Source organism: Bacteroidota bacterium (genome assembly GCA_016706255.1).
GTDB lineage: Bacteria > Bacteroidota > Bacteroidia > Chitinophagales > BACL12 > UBA7236.
The window spans coordinates 657,241-676,093 of the sequence record JADJJZ010000006.1 but is presented as its reverse complement, the minus strand read 5'-3'; the positions used below and the strand labels follow the sequence as shown (position 1 = coordinate 676,093).

Annotated in this window: 15 protein-coding genes; 4 read left to right on the top strand and 11 right to left on the bottom strand. The window is 37.4% G+C overall.

The features are described from left to right. Positions 1-23: 23 nt before the first annotated feature. Positions 24-860 (bottom strand): alpha/beta hydrolase, encoded by an 837-nt coding sequence (locus tag IPI65_11595; GenBank protein MBK7442156.1) that lies wholly within the window; start codon positions 858-860, stop codon positions 24-26. Positions 861-1,741: 881 nt separating this feature from the next. On the opposite strand from IPI65_11595, the gene carB reads away from it, so the two are divergent. After that, entirely contained in the window at positions 1,742-4,573 is a 2,832-nt protein-coding gene (carB, locus tag IPI65_11590; GenBank protein MBK7442155.1) for a carbamoyl-phosphate synthase large subunit, read from the top strand. A gap of 716 nt (positions 4,574-5,289) precedes the next feature. Next, positions 5,290-5,481: a hypothetical protein gene (locus IPI65_11585; protein ID MBK7442154.1), complete on the top strand. Its 192-nt coding sequence runs from the start codon at positions 5,290-5,292 to the stop codon at positions 5,479-5,481. A 79-nt stretch (positions 5,482-5,560) separates the two neighbouring features. On the opposite strand, the gene IPI65_11580 is transcribed toward IPI65_11585, so the two are convergent. Continuing rightward, positions 5,561-6,157: a hypothetical protein gene (locus IPI65_11580; protein ID MBK7442153.1), complete on the bottom strand. Its 597-nt coding sequence runs from the start codon at positions 6,155-6,157 to the stop codon at positions 5,561-5,563. 249 nt (positions 6,158-6,406) lie between these two features. Between IPI65_11580 and IPI65_11575 the strand changes: the two genes are divergently transcribed. Together IPI65_11575 and IPI65_11570 are read left to right on the top strand one after the other, a co-directional pair. Continuing rightward, entirely contained in the window at positions 6,407-7,495 is a 1,089-nt protein-coding gene (locus IPI65_11575; protein MBK7442152.1) for a fatty acid desaturase, read from the top strand. A gap of 10 nt (positions 7,496-7,505) precedes the next feature. After that, positions 7,506-8,096: a hypothetical protein gene (locus IPI65_11570; GenBank protein ID MBK7442151.1), complete on the top strand. Its 591-nt coding sequence runs from the start codon at positions 7,506-7,508 to the stop codon at positions 8,094-8,096. A 50-nt stretch (positions 8,097-8,146) separates the two neighbouring features. On the opposite strand, the gene fumC is transcribed toward IPI65_11570, so the two are convergent. From fumC to IPI65_11525, 9 genes are all read right to left on the bottom strand, one after another. Further along, the gene (fumC, locus tag IPI65_11565; GenBank protein ID MBK7442150.1) at positions 8,147-9,544 is read right to left on the bottom strand and encodes a class II fumarate hydratase; all 1,398 of its coding nucleotides are present in this window, start codon (positions 9,542-9,544) and stop codon (positions 8,147-8,149) included. A gap of 36 nt (positions 9,545-9,580) precedes the next feature. Further along, complete coding sequence (gene frr / locus IPI65_11560; protein MBK7442149.1) at positions 9,581-10,147, bottom strand: ribosome recycling factor; 567 nt, start codon at positions 10,145-10,147, stop codon at positions 9,581-9,583. Between the two features lie 33 nt (positions 10,148-10,180). Further along, the gene (locus tag IPI65_11555) at positions 10,181-10,897 is read right to left on the bottom strand and encodes a UMP kinase (GenBank protein ID MBK7442148.1); all 717 of its coding nucleotides are present in this window, start codon (positions 10,895-10,897) and stop codon (positions 10,181-10,183) included. Between the two features lie 212 nt (positions 10,898-11,109). Then, a complete protein-coding gene (locus tag IPI65_11550) occupies positions 11,110-11,991 on the bottom strand; it encodes a sterol desaturase family protein (protein MBK7442147.1) in 882 nt (293 codons plus the stop codon). 86 nt (positions 11,992-12,077) lie between these two features. Then, positions 12,078-12,491 carry a rhodanese-like domain-containing protein gene (locus IPI65_11545; GenBank protein MBK7442146.1) on the bottom strand — a complete coding sequence of 138 codons (414 nt, stop codon included), beginning with the start codon at positions 12,489-12,491 and terminating at the stop codon, positions 12,078-12,080. Between the two features lie 140 nt (positions 12,492-12,631). After that, on the bottom strand, positions 12,632-13,435 hold the full coding sequence (locus tag IPI65_11540; GenBank protein ID MBK7442145.1) for a sulfite exporter TauE/SafE family protein: 804 nt from the start codon (positions 13,433-13,435) through the stop codon (positions 12,632-12,634). Between the two features lie 90 nt (positions 13,436-13,525). Next, entirely contained in the window at positions 13,526-15,052 is a 1,527-nt protein-coding gene (locus tag IPI65_11535) for a peptide MFS transporter (protein ID MBK7442144.1), read from the bottom strand. A 21-nt stretch (positions 15,053-15,073) separates the two neighbouring features. Then, positions 15,074-16,705 (bottom strand): peptide MFS transporter, encoded by a 1,632-nt coding sequence (locus IPI65_11530; GenBank protein ID MBK7442143.1) that lies wholly within the window; start codon positions 16,703-16,705, stop codon positions 15,074-15,076. A gap of 91 nt (positions 16,706-16,796) precedes the next feature. Continuing rightward, entirely contained in the window at positions 16,797-18,467 is a 1,671-nt protein-coding gene (locus tag IPI65_11525; protein MBK7442142.1) for an amino acid permease, read from the bottom strand. Between the last annotated feature and the right edge of the window lie 386 nt (positions 18,468-18,853).

Here is an 18,853-nt window from a genome sequence, read left to right as displayed (position 1 = left end):
CGAAACTGCTCATTTCGAGCATGTTAAATCGTTGTTTGTTTGTTTTCGGGTAATTCTGACAACACCGCATCCAAAAAAGGATTAATTTTTTCATCGATAAAATAATGTCCCCGCTCCAACTGAATCAGCTCACAGTTGTCGAGCCCTTCGGCAAAATATGCACCTACTGAAACAGGAATTACCTCATCGCGTTTACCAAAAAACAAACGCACCGGAATTTGATAAGTATTTATTTTTTGTTTTACTAATTGGATATCCGGATTAAATGCCGCCATGCTGATCCAGGTATTATATAAACGCATACGTTTTTCGCGGGTATCCATGTGGTTGTAGGTAAATTTTTTCAACCATGGGGTTAATAATTTTAATGAAGTTGCCGTATTCACCACAGCAAAAAACCAACCCGGGTGATTAATTGTTGTGCGAAATAATTCTCTGCCCCATTTTGGATATACGGCAACGTTGTAAATTTTATTTGTTTTAATTCCATCACTCGCTAAAAGCCATAAAGCATCAATTTTTTCGGGCATAACTTGCGTTAAGTGCAATGCACATTTTCCGCCCATACTAAATCCTAAAAGTGAAAAATGGACTATGTGATGTTCCTTACAAAATTGTAAAATAATTGCTTCTAAATCAGACTTTGTAAAAGGTTGTTTTTCTAACCATTTTGTACCGCCATGGAAAGGTAAATCAAAAGCATAAATGGTATAACGTTTTCCCAAAATGGGAACTAGTGGTAAAAAACTTGTTCCCGTTTCACTAAATCCGTGAAATGCAAAAAGTGTTGCTGCACCTTTTCCATAACGGGTAAAATGAATCGCAGAATGTTTATAGCGTATATTAATTGTGGTTCCCAAAATAACTACTTCAGCTTTAAAGGTAATAATTGTGGTTAAAACACTTGTGTTTGATTAACCAATTGATTTTGAGTGTGAATTTTATTCGGAGCTATTTTTGGAGGGTGGCTAATGTACCAATGTACCGATGTACCCAATGGAACAGCCGATTTTGAGTTAGAATTTAATTTGCTGCGTTGATTTATAATTTGCGAAGGGTAACCACGGAGTGCACGGAGAAACAACACACAGAGGACACGGAGAATTTTTAGTTGGGATGTAATTGATAGTTTTTATTGAAGATTTATTGCTTGAAAGTTGAATTTTCGAAGCATTACTCTGTGGTTTCTCTGTGTGTATTTTCTCTTTGGTCTTTGCGTTTAAAAAAAAAGAGTAATAGGTTAATTAAAAATCCGAATTTGAATATAAAATGTCATCCAAACACCGAACCCCATCAGCTAATCTGCTAATCAGCTAATTTGCTAATTCAAAATTCAAGCCCTGGCGTGCACACAGTATTTCCTAGCCCTGATGAATTAATGTGCTAATGTGCTAATGTGCTAATGTGCTGATTAAACAGCCGGTTTTGAGATGAATTGAGATTTTTTCCTTGGCGTGCACATAAGTATCCTCTAGCCCTGATCGCAGCGAAAACCCCCGCTGCTGATGGGTGTCATTTTTATCGGATTATGTTAATTATTAACAAGTTATAAGCCATTAAAATGCTCATGCAGCGGGAGTTGCAGCGGAGAGCAGGTACGATTGCGATAGAAAGAAAAATTGCCCTGCTCCAATTTTTGATTTATATTTGCATCCTGAAATGCATTTTCAGGCCCGCGATAGATTTCTACAGTTTTTAGCAGGTCACACTATTTTCCAAATTTTTTACCAGAAACCATTTTATGCCGAAAGATAATTCGATTCAGCACGTATTGATTATAGGAAGTGGGCCAATTATTATTGGTCAGGCTTGTGAGTTTGACTACTCAGGATCGCAGGCCAGCAGGAGTTTGCGCGAGGAAGGGATCAAAGTGAGCCTTATCAATAGCAACCCGGCTACTATTATGACCGACCCGGTTACGGCCGACCAGATTTACCTGTGGCCACTGAATGTGGGCTCGCTGGAGAAAATTTTGGTGGAAAACATCGAAAAAGGCACTCCGATTGACGCTGTTTTGCCTACTATGGGCGGACAAACGGCCTTGAATCTTGCCAAAGAGGCCTTTGAAATGGGCATTTGGGCTAAATATAATTGTCGCCTCATTGGTGTTGACATAGAAGCCATCGACCGTGCTGAAAACCGTGAGTTGTTCAGACAATTGATGGTAGAATTGGGCATTTCGGTGGCAAAAAGTCATGTTGCGAACTCGTTTTTGGAAGGAAAAGAATTTGCGCAACAAATAGGATTTCCGCTAGTAATTCGCCCTTCGTTTACCCTTGGTGGAACAGGTGGTGGATTCGTGCAAAATAAAGATGAGCTGGATGCAGCGCTGATGCGGGGTTTAACCGCTTCACCTACACATGAGGTTTTGGTTGAAAAAGCTGTTTTGGGCTGGAAGGAGTTTGAATTGGAACTTTTGCGCGATGCTGCAGACAATGTGGTAATTATTTGCGTGGTTGAAAATCTTGACCCTATGGGTGTTCATACCGGCGACTCGATTACCGTTGCTCCGGCTATGACGCTGAGTGATACCTGTTACCAGGAAATGCGCAACCTTTCAATAAAAATGATGCGCGCCATGGGCAATTTTGCGGGTGGTTGTAATGTGCAGTTTGCACAAGATCCGTATACGGAACAATTAATTGCGATTGAAATTAATCCGCGGGTTTCACGTTCATCGGCCTTGGCATCGAAAGCTACCGGTTATCCGATTGCGAAAATTGCTGCTAAACTTGCTATTGGTTATCGCTTAGATGAATTGAGTAATCAAATTACAAAATCTACATCGGCATATTTTGAACCGGCTTTAGATTATGTTGTGGTAAAAATGCCGCGTTGGAATTTTGATAAATTTCCGGGAGCAGATGATACTTTAGGATTACAAATGAAAAGTGTTGGCGAGGTAATGAGCATCGGCCGCAGTTTTCAGGAAGCATTACAAAAAGCTTGTCAGAGTTTAGAAAATAATAAAATTGGTCTCGGCGGCGAAAAAGGTTTTTATAAATCGAGTCAGGAAATTATCGACAGCTTAGCGAAACCACATTGGGATCGCATATTTAATATTAAAAAAGCGATGGACCTTGGTGTGCCGGTGAGAACTATTCACAACCAAAGTTTAATTGACCCCTGGTTTTTAATGCAGATTCAGGAATTAGTAAAAATTGAAAAAGAAGTTCGTCGTTATCAGTTAAATAATATTCCACATAAATTATTACTTACCTTAAAACAAAAAGGGTATAGTGATTTACAAATTGCGAATAATTTAGGTAATTGCACAGAAGAAGAAGTATATAATCACCGTCGCAGTTTAGGTATTAAACGCACTTACAAATTAGTTGATACTTGTGCAGCAGAATTTGAAGCAAAAACACCTTATTACTACTCTACTTTTGAAGATGAAAATGAAAGTGTACGCAGCGACAAGAAAAAAGTAATTGTATTAGGTTCGGGTCCAAACAGAATTGGTCAGGGTATTGAGTTTGATTATTGTTGTGTGCATGGTGTACTAGCAATAAAAGAAAGTGGTTATGAAGCCATTATGGTAAATTGTAATCCGGAAACTGTTTCTACCGATTTTGATATTGCCGATAAATTATATTTTGAACCTGTGTTTTGGGAACATTTATGGGAATTAATTGAACATGAAAAACCGGAAGGTGTAATTGTACAATTGGGCGGACAAACTGCCTTAAAATTGGCGAAACAATTACATGAAAAAGGTATTAAAATAATTGGCACCAGTTACGATAATATGGATATTGCGGAAGATCGCGGAAGATTTTCTGATTTATTAAAAGATTTAGGTATTCCATATCCTGAATATGGTGCAGCAACTACTGTTGAAGAAGCTACTGAAGTTGCACATCGCATTGGTTATCCTGTGTTGGTTCGTCCGAGTTATGTATTAGGCGGACAACGCATGCGCATTGTAATTAATGATGAAGAATTAGAGCGTAGTGTGATCGGAATTTTAAAACATTTTCCCGATAACAGAATATTAATTGACCATTTCCTTGACCGTGCTGAGGAAGCTGAAATTGATGCGATTTGTGATGGCACTGATGTGCACGTAATGGGCATTATGGAACATATTGAACCGGCCGGTATTCACAGTGGTGATTCGAGTGCGGTATTGCCTCCGTTTCATTTAAGTGCACATGTAATTGAGCAAATGCAGGATTACACGAAAAAAATTGCACACGCTTTAAATATCCGCGGATTAATTAATATCCAATTCGCGATTAAAAATGAAAAGGTGTATGTGATTGAAGCCAATCCGCGTGCATCACGAACTACTCCGTTTATTGCAAAAGCCTATCAGATTCCATATTTAAATATTGCGACTAAAGTAATGTTAGGTGTGAAAAAATTATCTGAGTTTACTTATGATAAAAAGCTGGTTGGTTATGCAATTAAAGAACCTGTTTTCAGTTTCGATAAATTCCCGAATGTAAATAAGGAATTAGGTCCTGAAATGAAATCGACCGGTGAAGCCATCCGATTTATTGCTGATTTAACTGATCCTGCGTTCAGAGAAATGTATTCGAAGAAGAGCATGTATTTGAGCAGGTAAGATGAGTAATGAGTTGTTCGCCGGGGCGAACATGAGTGATGAGCGGTGTAGACTGAAATTCGACTTTTACAGTTTTTGCTGTTAAATCCGAATAAAAATTACAGTTATATTCAAATTAAATTTTGCGGTCAATTGTTACCTATATTTTTTTCAATTGCCATTAATCTTCGCACACATCGTGAATTAAACAGCCGAAACCACAAAGTTCACAGAGAAACAGCCCACAAAGTTCACCAAGAATTTTTCGAAAAATTTAATTATACCATTTATTGAAAATTAATCACCATAAATAACAATTTAAGCCAAAATTCTCTGTGCCCTCCGTGTATTTCCTTTGGGTTCCTCTGTGGTTTGGGCTGTTATTAAAATGAAAATTTTAGAATAATGAAAAATAAATAATCGTAATTTCATCTTTACTCAAAACCACTCATTTCTCATCCTTCATTACTCATAACCATTAAACCTCAAAGCCGCTAAGGCCACTAAGTAACGCTAAGTAAATTGTAATATGATCTTTGTGCAACTTCGCGGCCTTTGTTTCTTAGCGGTTCCGGCTGTTATGAAAATGTTCAGTTTGCGAATAATGAGAAATAAAAAATCTTAATTTCCTTGTTTATTCCGAACCGCTCATTCCTCATTATTCATCACTCATTCCTCATCACTCATCCCTCATTAATTTAGAATTATTAACTTTGCATCCTGATTAACATTCAAACATGTCAGATTTAGCCTGGGTAGCATTTATAATTATTGTTTATTGGATTGTAATTAAACCAATGATGCAGGGAATTTTACAACCAAATACAAATAATAACAGACCCAAACCAAATAATACTCCAAAAAGAACTGCAGAACCTCAACAAAAAAAGGAAGGCGGCGAGTACGTTGATTACGAGGAGATTAAATAGTAGAAACTGACTTAATTTATAAATAAAAAATCCGGATAAGTTTAATACCTATCCGGATTTTTAATATTGTTTTGAGGAATTATAATCCTAATGTAACGCCTAATTTTAAGTAAGCAACATCATAACCTAATTCAGCAAAAGCACCAAAATTTTCGCTGAACATATATTTACCACCTACGCTGAAAGCATAATAAAGGTTCATATAAGTATCGCTTGCATCAAGGGTACCGTTCCAATAAGGGTCAGTGTTTGTATATTTATAGGTTTGCGCCCATAAACCAAGGCTTAAGGCACCATATAAATCCACATTATCTACATCCAGTAATAAATGGTATGTTCCTCTGGCACCAATTACAAAGTTTGACCATTTGTAATCCCACTCGTAACCTAAACCGGCATAGTTATAATTTGCGTGTGCGGAAGAAAATCCAAGAAACGCGCCTAAACCCAGGTTACCCGGACCTAAATCGTCCATAAAACCGTGATCAAAAGAAAGGAAAATGGTTGGTGTACGGCTGTAATCTGAACCGGAAATGTATGCATATGAACCGTAACCGCCGAGGCCAACACCAACATTAAGATGGTTTACGCCTTCATAAAAAACCTGAGCTTGAGTAGTTTTAGTTGCAAGGCCTAAAGTGAGGACAAAAGCAACAAGTAAAAGTTTGTTTTTCATAATTGTGATGTTTGTTGCAAATATATGACAAAAGGTAACGCAGAAAGTAAGGTTATCAACAAAAACGATACTTTTTTCGTGGTTTTAATACAATATGTGACATTTCAGATTAAATCTAAATTGCATTTTTTGCGCATAATTGTTAAAAAATGAAAATCTGTTGCAAAAAATGCAAATGAATTATTTCCCGATTGCAATATCCCGTTTCAGAGCACTCTCGTTTCCCTACACCTTTGACTGAAAAACAATATGTCAGCCAAACCACTTTATGCTCAACCCGACAATTACGAAAAACAATTTATTTATACCCTGCGAAAAAATGTAGCGCAATATTTCAAAGACACAAAGCAAACGACACATGCGGGAAATAAATTAATGCCGCGTGCAGTTTTTTTATTACTGTTGTTTGTGCTCATCAGATTAGTTTTAATTTTTAATTCGCAAACCCTTTGGTTATTTTATTTATGTAATATTTTAACCGGCATTATTGCATTGCCTATTATTTTAAATATTGGGCACGATGCAGTACACAATAATTTTTCAGGCAATAAATTTATCAATAAACTTGGCTCCTGTGTTTTTTATTTATTTGGAACCAGCACCTACTTCTGGAAACTCCGACACATTCATGCACATCATGCCTATACCAATGTACCTGATTGGGATCAGGATATTGCTCAGTCTAAAATAATTCGTTTACATTCAAAGCAAAAGCATCTTTGGTTTCATCAATTGCAATATGTTTACATGCCTTTTCTATTTAGTATTTATACACTCAACTGGTTTTTTTACCGCGACTTAAAAGACATTTTTTCACATCGTTTCGGCAATAAAATTATTCAGCGACACCCTGGAGGACAGATTTTTTTATTGTTGGTTTCAAAATTCAGTTTTCTTTTTTTAATGATTATAGTTCCTGTTTTATGGTTGGATGTAGCATTAGCTCATGCCTTATTTGCATTCCTCATGTTTAATATCAGTGCAGGATTAACTGTTACGCTGGCATTGGTTAGCACCCATGTAGGTTCACAACAAGCGTTTGTGCAACCAATAAACAACCAGCTCCCCTACTCCTGGGAAATACATCAACTAAAAACGACTGCCGATTTTGCTACTAAAAATAAATTTATCACCTGGTTTTTCGGCGGTTTTAATCATCATGTAGCACATCATATTTTTCCCGGTATTTCACATGTGCATTATAACGCCATTACACCAATTATACAACAAACCACCCGGGAATATGGTATTACTTATTTTGAATCACCCACATTATTATCTGCGATCCGCGAACATTTTACCTTATTAAAAATTCGCGGTTTAAAAGATGAATTTTAAATAAACCATTATGCGATTAGCAACCATTACAGACAGAACTACCGTGGTATCCATAATTGTTACCATGTTTAAGTCAAACCCCACTATTCAGTTTATGGTTAAAAACGACCGCAAGGTGAATAAACGCATTCAGGCGATAGCGGAATATGCTTTTGATTTTGCCATAAAAAGAAACGGTGTATATATTTCAGATAACAATAAAGGGGTAGCAATATGTTATCATTACACTAAAAATCTAAAAATTTCTGATTTGTTTTTGATGGCGAAGATGATATTAAAAGCCATTCATATCAGTAAATTATTACCCATTTTTATGCACGATAATTTTGTGAAATCACAGCGTCCTTCAGATGGGAATTATTTATACTTCTGGTTTTTTGGCGTGCTTGCAGAAGAGCAACCCAAAACTTCAGCCCGCGATTTAACGATTGCATTATTTCAGCAGGCATCGCAAATGCAGGTTCCAATTTATGCTGAGACTACATTAGAAAAAAATAAAAAAGTTTACGAACGGTTCGGGTTTAAGGTCTATAAAACATGGAAAAACCAAACCAGTGGTGTTCAAGTTTGGTTTATGCGCAGAGATTATCAACCATTTTAAAAAATGTTTTTGTTGCAATATATGTTGTAATTTAAATGCGTGTCGCTAATTTAAATTTTACCAACCATTTGCATCGGTATCACCCACTCGTCGAATTGTTCAGGTGTTAAATAACCTAATTCAACGGCAACTTGTTTGAGGGTTTTGTTTTGTTTATGTGCAGTTTGTGCAATTTCTGCTGCTTTATAGTAACCAATTTTTGTGTTCAGTGCGGTTACCAGCATTAACGAATTATCTACGTGCTTTTTAATATTTGCTTCAATAGGTTCGATACCTACGGCACAATTATCATTAAATGAAACACATGCATCTCCAATTAATCTTGCACTATGTAAGAAATTGTAAATCATGAGTGGCTTAAATACATTTAATTCAAAATGGCCTGTTGCACCACCAATATTTATGGCAACGTCATTTCCCATTACCTGGGCGGCAACCATAGTTAAAGCTTCACATTGTGTAGGATTTACTTTACCCGGCATAATAGATGAGCCAGGTTCATTATCAGGAATATGAATTTCACCGATTCCACTGCGCGGCCCACTTGATAACATACGAATATCGTTCGCTATTTTCATTAAGGAAACCGCTACGGTTTTTAATGCGCCGTGTGCTTCCACAATTGCATCGTGTGCAGCTAATGCTTCAAATTTATTTTCTGCGGTTATGAAAGGTAAATCTGTTAATTCAGCAATGTTTTTTGCTACTAATTCGGAATATCCATCAGGTGTATTTATTCCGGTTCCAACTGCAGTTCCACCTAAAGCTAATTCGCTTAAATGTGCTAAGGTATTTTTAATTGCTTTTAGTCCGTGATTTAATTGCGATACATAACCACTCATTTCCTGTCCGAGGGTTAATGGTGTGGCATCCATAAAATGTGTTCTGCCAATTTTTACCACGTGCATAAATGCATTTGATTTAGCCTGCAGGGTATCACGCAATTTTTCAATTCCGGGAATAGTATTTTCTATTAATATTTTATATGCCGCAATATGCATGGCTGTCGGAAACGTATCATTTGACGATTGCGATTTATTTACATCATCGTTTGGGTGAATTGATTTTTTTTCGTCCATCAAACTGCCACCCATTAATACGTGTGCACGGTAAGCAATTACTTCGTTCACATTCATATTACTTTGTGTTCCTGAACCCGTTTGCCAAACAACAAGTGGGAACTGTGATGTTAATTTATTTTCCAATATTTCATCACACACTTTTCCTATAATAGCACATTTTTCTGCATCCAAAACACCTAATTGATTATTAGTTAATGCAGCAGCTTTTTTTAAATATGCAAATGCAGCAATAATTTCTTTAGGCATTTTATTAATATCCTGAGCAATAGGAAAATTCATGATAGAGCGTTGAGTTTGTGCGCCCCAATACACATCGGCAGGTACTTCAACCACGCCCATGGTGTCTTTTTCTTTACGATAGTTCATAATTAAGCAATTAGCTGATTAGCAAATTAGCAAATGTTATACAGTCATTATTTCTTGTTCTTTTACTGCGAGATGTTTATCTACTTCAGCAATAAATTTATCGGTGAGATTTTGAACCTGGTCTTCACCATCTTTAGCCATATCTTCCGGCAAACCGTCTTTTTGTAATTTTTTAATATCCTCATTGGCATCTTTACGAATATTGCGGATGGCAACTTTGGTATTTTCGCCCATGTGTTTTATCTGCTTTACTAAATCTTTACGACGTTCTTCAGTAAGTGGTGGCATAATTAAACGGATAATATCACCATTGTTTACGGGAGTTAATCCGATGTTGGCTGCTAAAATTGCTTTTTCAATTTCGCCTAACATTTTTTTATCCCATGCCTGAATGGTAATTGTTCGAGCATCCGGTGTTGAGAGATTACTTACCTGATGTAAAGGTGTTGGTGCGCCGTAATATTCTACGCGAACATTATCAAGAATGCCTAGTGTTGCGCGACCGGCTCTAACATGTGTTAATTCTACTTCAAGATGTTTAATGGCTTTTTGCATTGTTTCCTGAGCCATGTCTATCGTAAGACTTAATTCATCTTCATTCATATAGCTGTTATTTATAGATAGATTAATTTGTTTTTATTTTCCTGCTACAAGGGTACCAACATTATCTCCAGCCAGTAATTTTTCGAGGTTGCCTTGTTTATTCATATCAAATACAATAATCGGTAAATTATTTTCTTCGCATAAAGTAAATGCCGTCATATCCATAACATTCAGGTTACGTGTAATTACTTCTCTGAAAGAAATGGTATCGAATTTTGTTGCATTCGGGTCTTTTTCAGGATCGGCGGTATATACACCATCAACGCGTGTTCCTTTTAAAATTACATCAGCTTCTACTTCAATAGCGCGCAAACTGGCTGCGGTATCGGTGGTAAAATATGGGTTACCGGTTCCGGCGCCAAAAATTACGATCCGGCCTTTTTCAAGGTGACGAATTGCGCGGCGGCGGATATAGGGTTCGCAAATTTGTTCCATTTTAATTGCTGAGAGCAAACGAGTGTAAAGGCCAACATTTTCGAGGGCACTTTGTAATGCCATACCGTTAATTACAGTAGCCAGCATACCCATATAATCGCCCTGAGCACGATCGATTCCGGAGCCAACGCCACTCATGCCTCTGAAAATATTGCCTCCGCCTATCACAATTGCGATTTGAACCCCGGCTTCAGAAGCTGTTTTGATATCTTGTGCATATTGCTGTAAACGAATTGGGTCAATTCCGAAGTTCTGGTTGCCCATCAGCGCTTCTCCGCTGAGTTTTAGGAGTATTCTTTTGTATTTCAGACTCATCGCTGCAAATTTAATACTTAAAGCGCTAATGTGCTGATGTGATGATGTGCTAATGTGCTGATTAATGTAACAATGTGGGATTGAACCAATGTGCAAATTAACAGCAGGATTAGACTTGGAAGTGCATTCGGTGCTGGTGTACTAATGTGTTGATGTGTCTGCCGTTAGGGATTCTAATTCTTGCAGCCGTAACTTCAAACAGTTCAATTTACTCAAGGCTCTTTTTCGGCTGCGGCGGGGTAGATTTCCTGGTGGATGAAGTCTTTAGGGAAATGATCATCGCCGGGCCAGCCAAGTTCGATGTCGCGGCCTGAATGAGGGATGTAATTTGTTTTGAAGAGATAGTCCCAAATACTCAGACTGATGCCGAAGTTGATACCTTTTGATTTATCGGCAGGAATATATTTTGCGTGATGCCAGATATGCATTTGCGGATTATTAAAAATGTATTTCAGCGGTCCGAGTTGAATGTTAATATTGGCGTGATTAAAATGTCCGATTACTAATGCGATAAGATTGGCCAAGATATAATCATTGATACCAAAGCCTAACATGGCTAAGGGAATGTATTGAATAGAGCGATAAATTACATTTTCCATCCAATGGAAGCGCAAATGTGCGGCGAAACCCATTTGTTTTACGCTGTGGTGCACTTTATGAAATTGCCATAAATATTTATTGGCATGTAATAAACGATGTACATTCCATTGGATAAAATCTTTTAATATAAATGCGAAGGTAATTTTCGCCCAAAAAGGCAGGGTATTAATTTCAATAGCAATGCCGTTGGTTATACCGAATAATGCCAAAAAATCGTTAAATAATTCAACAAAAACATTTGACACGGCATAAAAGCCGATTAAGGAAAACAGGAAAAAATTAAAAAACATATAAAAAGCATCCATCCAAAAATCTTCGCGGATAATTTTCTGGGTTTTGCGCCATGGAAAAAGAATTTCGAGCGACCAAACAATCAGACTAATGCCTATCAGCCAATAAAAATAATTACCCCAGTGCGGGTTAATAATTTCGTGGGTAAAATAATTCCAGTAATTCGTAAAGGATTGCAGAAAAAGATTAAGATACTTTTCCATAGTTTGGTTTAATTGCTCAAGTGTAAAAATACAACCTGTTTCAAGGTGTATTGGTGATGAATATCACATAACATGAACTGTAATTTTTATTCGTAAACCTTTTCCCCTTTATTGAGCCAAATGCCCCATTTTGGTGAGTACGCATGCACTTTCATGGTTTGGTTGCCGGCGTTATCATACACAGGTAAATCCTGATTCATCCATTCAAAAATGCCGCCGTATAAATTGGAGACAAATAAAAAGCCGTTTACTTCCATCAAATCGGTAATTTTTTCAGAACGATAACCAACTGAACAATAAACAATATAGGTTGCTTCTTTATCTAAACTATCTATTCTTGTGCTATTGTAATCGTCGTAACCAACCCATATTGCGTTCTTAATATGACTTACATCATATTCAGCTTTTTCGCGTGCATCGATATAAATAATATTTGAATCGGCAGGAATATCAGCAATTCCGGTTTCGGTTACATCATGTGCTAATAACGTAGACAACATCAGGTCGAAACTTTTGCTTTCAACATGCGCTTGAGCCTGCACGTGTTTAACTGTAACAAATATTGAAACAATTAAAAGCAGCACAGCAATAACAATCATTTTTTTACTCATTTTTATCCGATAAATCACTTGTTATAACATTATAATTCGAGAAATAATTCCTCCATAATAATAAGAATTCCCATTCCCAAAACGAACCATCCAAAGGCACCTTTTAATTTGGCTCCCTGAACAAAATTACTCAACCATGAGCCAAAAAGTATGCCCACTATGGTAATTGCTGAAAATATCAGCATAAACTGAACATCTATAAACGGTCTGGCTTCAACATCTCCAATAAAACCAACCATTGAATTTATGGCAATTATGAGCAGGGAAGTGCCAATTGCCGTTTTCATAGGCAATCGTGCAAATACTACCAATGCCGGTATAATAAGAAATCCGCCGCCAGCACCAATCAAACCGGTAAGCAAACCAACGGCCAATCCGAGGATGACCATCATTGGGATATTAATTTTATAATCGGTGTTTAGTTTAGCATCATCGGTTTTACGCCTTCTAATCATTGTTGTGGCAGCAATTATCATTACGATAGCAAATAGTAATAACAAAGCCACATCTTTTGTAACCACCAGATCACCAATTGTAAAAATTATTTCGGGAATTGCTTTCAGAATTACGGTTCTGGTAAAATACACTGCGCTCAGACTGGGGATAAAAAATATAATGGCTGCCTTATAATTAATGGTGTTTCTTTTCATATTCGGCAGGGCACCAATCAGAGCTGTAATTCCAACTATAAATAACGAATATGCAGTACTGAGTTCTGCGTCAATTTTAAAGAGATAAACTAAAATAGGAACTGTTAAAATACTTCCCCCCGCACCCATTAAACCGAGCGTGAGGCCAACCAATAAAGCAGCAAAGTATCCGAATATTTCCATAAAAAAACCGCCCCAGGTGAGCTGAGACGGTGTAAAAATAGGATTTATAATGTTTAGGTTGCGTAACAATTGTTACGGCAATTTCTGAATTTATCTTGTTGAGCCCATTAAGCGTTTAATTACAGGTGAAAGCAGCAATAATGCAACACCTGCAACGAGCGCATAAATTGCAAGTTGTTCATATCCGTTGGTATATGAAACCAGTTTTTCATAAGCTGTTGCTTCTTCACTTGCAACACTCATACCTGCGCCTAACAACCCTGCAGCGTACTGGCCATAAGCACTGGCTAAAAACCACATCCCCATCATTAATCCCTGCATTGGTTGCGGTGATAATTTTGTCATTAACGATAATCCGATTGGCGATAAACACAACTCACCAAATGTGATTACAAAATAACCTAATGTAAATATTTCGAGTGAAGTTAATCCGGCTTCGTTTGCAAAATTAATGGTGTAATAAAAAATGTAAAATGCTGCCGCCAATAATAAAAAGCCCAATCCGAATTTAACACCTGAATTAGGTTCTTTTTTACGTTTCGCCATTGCAATCCAAACCAAACCAAGTAGTGGTGCAAAAATGATTACGAAAAGTGAATTCGCTGAATTATTTACTACGTTAGGATCTATGGTTACGCCAAACAAAGTATTATGCAAATTATTATAAGCAAACAATGCTAATGAACCGCCACTTTGTTCGAAAAATGCCCAGAAGAAAATTGAAAAAACAATAAATATCAAGGCTGCTGTTAATTTTTTTCTTGCAACAGCATCATATTTTCTCATTTCAATTAATACATACAATAATGCAACCGGTCCAACGATATACATTACCATATCGGTATAGTTACTATTTTTTACTAAAATTAAAATGATTGGAATAGCAATCAATGAGCCGATATAGGTTGCCACCTCCATTATTCTGCGTTTTGATGCAGGCATTTTAATACTAAGCGGAGAAAGTCCGATTGGCCCTAACGATTTTTGAGTAAACCAGAAAATAATAATACTTATAGACATAGCCACACCAACTAAAGCGAAAGCCATACTCCATGATTGATGTAAACCAACCCAAACCATAATGATACCACCCAGGAAAGCCCCTAAGTTAATTCCCGAATAAAATAAACTAAATCCGGCATCACGACGCGGGTCTCCATCTTTATACAACTGACCCACCATGGTAGAAATATTTGGCTTAAAGAAACCGGTACCGATAATGGAAAAACAAATACCGATATAAAATAAATCTTCCGGTGCAGCGGCAATAATAAATCCGCCGGCAATCATCATTAAAGCACCCCAAAATAATGATTTCCTAAATCCAAGAATTTTGTCGGCAAACAAACCGCCAATAAAAGTAAATGCATAAACAAATGCCTGAATTGCGCCGTATTGCAAGTTGGCAGCTTTATCGGTTAAGCCAAGTTGACTTGCCATAAAAACCGTTAGCATTCCGCGCATTCCGTAAAAACAAAAACGCTCCCACATTTCCACTGTAAATAAATACCATAATTGTTTAGGGTATTTACTGGTAAACGATTGAATTTTTTCTAATTCAGGGTTTACAGCAGCAGCGTGTTTATCAATTAATATTTCATCTATTGGCTCACTCATAATTATTATTTTAATATTTAATTAATTTACTCCCTTTTCTTTCATAACTCCATTTAACCATTTTAATAAAGCAAATAACATTGCAGCAGCAATCATAACTAAAACGAAGTTGGTGAAGAAAAATCCACCTTTATTATCGGTTGCTTCGAAGTTACTGGATAATATACCTGCAAGTTTATTACCTACAGAAGTTGAAAGGAAAAATCCACCCATCATTAAAGCTGTTAAGCGTGGTGGTGATAATTTACTTACTAAAGATAATCCCATAATTACTAATGCGCTTAAAGCAGTAATTACTAAACCAATTGCAATTTTTGTTGGTGTTGTTGGCTCCTTACCTTTTTTTCGTAAAAATCCGAATACACCTACTACAAGCGGAGTTAATAATACAACCCAGAAAGGGTTTATAGATTGATATAATTCTGTAGATACTAATTTTAAATCACCACCGGGAGCCGGTCGATTTTCTTCCGGTAAATTTTCGAAATACCGATGTGATGCTGAGCGTACAGCAATTTCATCGCTGACAGCTTTTGCAGCAGATTCGTTACCGGCATTTGTTAATGAATCACGTGTATGTCCTAAACCTGCAAGATAATTACTAAACTCTTCATCATTATATTCAACTGAAGGGTGATAATTTACTGTTTGTGCCATACCAACATTTTCTGCAACATTGGCCACACCATCGCTCATTTTACGATGTGAATATTCTTCCGCCCAAACAGTTAAAGCATCACCATTTTGATGGAATACAGCCCAAAAAATCACAATACAGGCATATACACTTAATAATGCCGCAATCGGGCGACGATCTTCCTTATCGGATTTAAACATTAAATACAGGAAAAATAAAACTACCGGTATACAACCAAAAATAAATGCATCATTGGTGTCAGTGCCTAAAATATTTCCATTTAAATTATCAGGACCGGTTATACCATTAATAAAATAACCTAACAATCCGAATCCAAACATTGGTAATAATACTGCACCTAAAATTTTTCCTGTAGATAGGTCACCCGGTTTAACAGGCTTTAATACATCTGCTTCTTTAACATGTTTTGTGCCAGCAGCAAAAATGATTAAACCTAATATCATACCTATACCTGCAGCTATAAAAGCAAACCCCCATCCATAGTTTATGCGCATAAATGCGGCGACGAAGTTGCAAATAAATGCACCTACGTTTATACCCATATAAAAAATGTTGTATCCGGCATCTTTGTTTGCTTTATAACGGTCATCATTATAAAGGTTACCAACCATAGTGGAGATATTTGGTTTGAAAAAACCATTACCTAAAATGATTAATAACAGTGAGACAAAAAATGCTGTTTCATTATGAATAGATAGCCCGAGATAACCCGCTGCCATTAATGAACCGCCAATAAAAATTGATCTCCGATATCCTAAAATCCTGTCTGCTAGTAAACCGCCAATAAACGGAGTGAGGTAAACCAAACCGATATAGGTACCATAGATATCAGATTTCCTTTGTCCGGTAAAACCCATTCCACCGTTTTCCCATGCGTCAATCATGTACAAGGAAAAAATACCTAACATTAAATAGTAACCGAAACGCTCCCACATTTCGGTAAAAAAGAGCACATAAAGCCCTTTTGGATGTTGTGTTGAAGAAGGTTGACTCATGCTTATCCTGTTTTTTGGTGCTTAAAGATATAAAGGTTTTGCAAAGCACCTAATGTGCCTTGTGTTATACTTTGTTAGCATCAACCCAAAATCATGCCTTTTCGGTGTTCAAACGGCTGTGTTTGCGGCTGTATGCGAAATAAACGATTAGTCCCAAACCGAACCAGATAAAAAACCAAAGCCAGTTTTTGGCGGTCATACCGGTTAACAGATAACTGCAAGTGGTTACCCCCAGTAATGGTATTAATGACCAGTCGCGTTTATAAGCAAAATAGGATAATACCAGACAAACACCCCAAAAAATGAGGGTTGAAATTTTGTAGGTAGCATCTTCTGACGAAAAATTTACATTCATCAGGTCAGGGAAGTAATTTTTTGCAGCTAACATCAGAATTACTATTGCCCCGAAAATAGTTGCCGGGTAAATAAATTTTGCATTTACATAAGGCAAATGAAATTTACCAGCTTCTTTTTCCCTTTTAGGAATTAATAATATCCCCCCACAAACTAATACAAAAGCAAATAGCGTTGCTATACTGGTGAAGTCGAGTACAAAAGTTTCATCTGTAAATAATATTGGTATCCCAACTACCAAACCGGTCACGATTGTTGCGAAAGATGGTGTTTTATATTTCGGATGTATTTTTTGGAATTTTTTTGGAATTAACCCGTCGCGGCTCATGCTCATCCAGATACGCGGCTGCCCCATTTGAAAAACTAAAATTACGCTCGTCATGGCTGCAACAGCACAAATAGAAATAAGTGTTTCCATCCAACCAACATTATTTAACCTAAAAACTTCTGCAAGTGGATCACCAACTGCGAGGTCTTTATAATAAGCCATACCGGTTAAAATGAGGGAAAGAATAATATAAATTACCGTACAAATTACCAGCGAGTAAATCATACCTTTAGGTAAATCGCGTTGCGGATTTTTACTTTCTTCAGCCATTGTACTTACTGCATCAAAACCAATGTAGGCAAAAAATACAGCAGCAACCCCTGACATTACTCCGCTGAATCCGTTCGGCATAAAACTGTGTTTGCCTTCATCATTTATTGGTGTCCAATTATCTATATCGAGATAAAAAATACCAACTATAATTACTAAAACGATAATAGATAATTTTATCATTACCATGACGTTGCTGATATTGCGACTTTCTTTCACACCAACATATACTAACCATGTAATAAGGAAATTAATAAGCAGCGCAGGTAAATCGAAAATGATATGTAAACCACCGATAATTGGTGATGAGTTCCAGGCATCACCTAATTCAGCATGTGCTGACCGATAATTTTGGGTGGTCCATGCCGGGAGATGAATATGCATACTGTTGAGCAGATTTTCGAAATAATCGCTCCAAGCGAAGGCTACATATATATTACCGATAGAATATTCCATTAACAGTGCCCAACCAATAATCCAGGCAATAATTTCACCGAATGATGTGTAGGCATAGGTATAAGCACTTCCGGCTACAGGGATACGGGATGCAAATTCTGCGTAACACATTGCAGTAAATCCGCAGGCGATACCACATAAAATAAACAGGAAAATAACGGCAGGTCCGCCGCTTGCACAGGCGCTTCCCATTGAACTAAAACTGCCGGCGCCGATTATGGCGGCAATGCCGAAAAATGTGAGGTCGCGGACAGTGAGGGTTCGGTGCAAACCGGAGCTGTGATTGATGTCATCAGCGACATCCGCGTTTTTCATGACGCTGGAAATGGATTTTTTTCTGAATAAGCTATTCATAGTAATGGTTGAAGCCGAAATGTAGGAAGTTTGTTAGAGTTACGCAAATATAAAGGTGAAGCACGCGAAGGAGAGATGTTTTGGTTCGCGCTGGATGGATGTGTTTCTCGCAAGGTGGATGTGGGTTTCTCGCGAAGGTGGATGTGGGTTTCTCGCGAAGAACGCGAAGGGCAAAGGGCGCGAAGGGTGGATGTTTTTTTTGGTTAGGTGGATGTGGGTTTCACACCATCTGGATGTGGGTTTCACGCGAAGGTGGATGTGGGTTTCGCGCTAAGGACGCGAAGGGCAAAGGGCGCGAAGGGTGGATGTTTTTTTTGGATAGGTGGATGTGGGTTTCACACCATCTGGATGTGGGTTTCACGCGAAGGTGGATGAGGGTTTCTCGC

Bases quoted from the DNA above. Each gene is read 5' to 3' on its own strand.
- IPI65_11530 (MBK7442143.1), bottom strand. From the start codon at position 16,705: ATGAGTCAACCTTCTTCAACACAACATCCAAAAGGGCTTTATGTGCTC.
- IPI65_11525 (MBK7442142.1), bottom strand. From the start codon at position 18,467: ATGAATAGCTTATTCAGAAAAAAATCCATTTCCAGCGTCATGAAAAAC.
- IPI65_11585 (MBK7442154.1), top strand. From the start codon at position 5,290: ATGTCAGATTTAGCCTGGGTAGCATTTATAATTATTGTTTATTGGATT.
- frr (MBK7442149.1), bottom strand. From the start codon at position 10,147: ATGAATGAAGATGAATTAAGTCTTACGATAGACATGGCTCAGGAAACA.
- IPI65_11535 (MBK7442144.1), bottom strand. From the start codon at position 15,052: ATGAGTGAGCCAATAGATGAAATATTAATTGATAAACACGCTGCTGCT.
- carB (MBK7442155.1), top strand. From the start codon at position 1,742: ATGCCGAAAGATAATTCGATTCAGCACGTATTGATTATAGGAAGTGGG.
- IPI65_11570 (MBK7442151.1), top strand. From the start codon at position 7,506: ATGCGATTAGCAACCATTACAGACAGAACTACCGTGGTATCCATAATT.
- fumC (MBK7442150.1), bottom strand. From the start codon at position 9,544: ATGAACTATCGTAAAGAAAAAGACACCATGGGCGTGGTTGAAGTACCT.
- IPI65_11545 (MBK7442146.1), bottom strand. From the start codon at position 12,491: ATGTTGTCTACGTTATTAGCACATGATGTAACCGAAACCGGAATTGCT.
- IPI65_11540 (MBK7442145.1), bottom strand. From the start codon at position 13,435: ATGGAAATATTCGGATACTTTGCTGCTTTATTGGTTGGCCTCACGCTC.
- IPI65_11550 (MBK7442147.1), bottom strand. From the start codon at position 11,991: ATGGAAAAGTATCTTAATCTTTTTCTGCAATCCTTTACGAATTACTGG.
- IPI65_11580 (MBK7442153.1), bottom strand. From the start codon at position 6,157: ATGAAAAACAAACTTTTACTTGTTGCTTTTGTCCTCACTTTAGGCCTT.
- IPI65_11575 (MBK7442152.1), top strand. From the start codon at position 6,407: ATGTCAGCCAAACCACTTTATGCTCAACCCGACAATTACGAAAAACAA.
- IPI65_11555 (MBK7442148.1), bottom strand. From the start codon at position 10,897: ATGAGTCTGAAATACAAAAGAATACTCCTAAAACTCAGCGGAGAAGCG.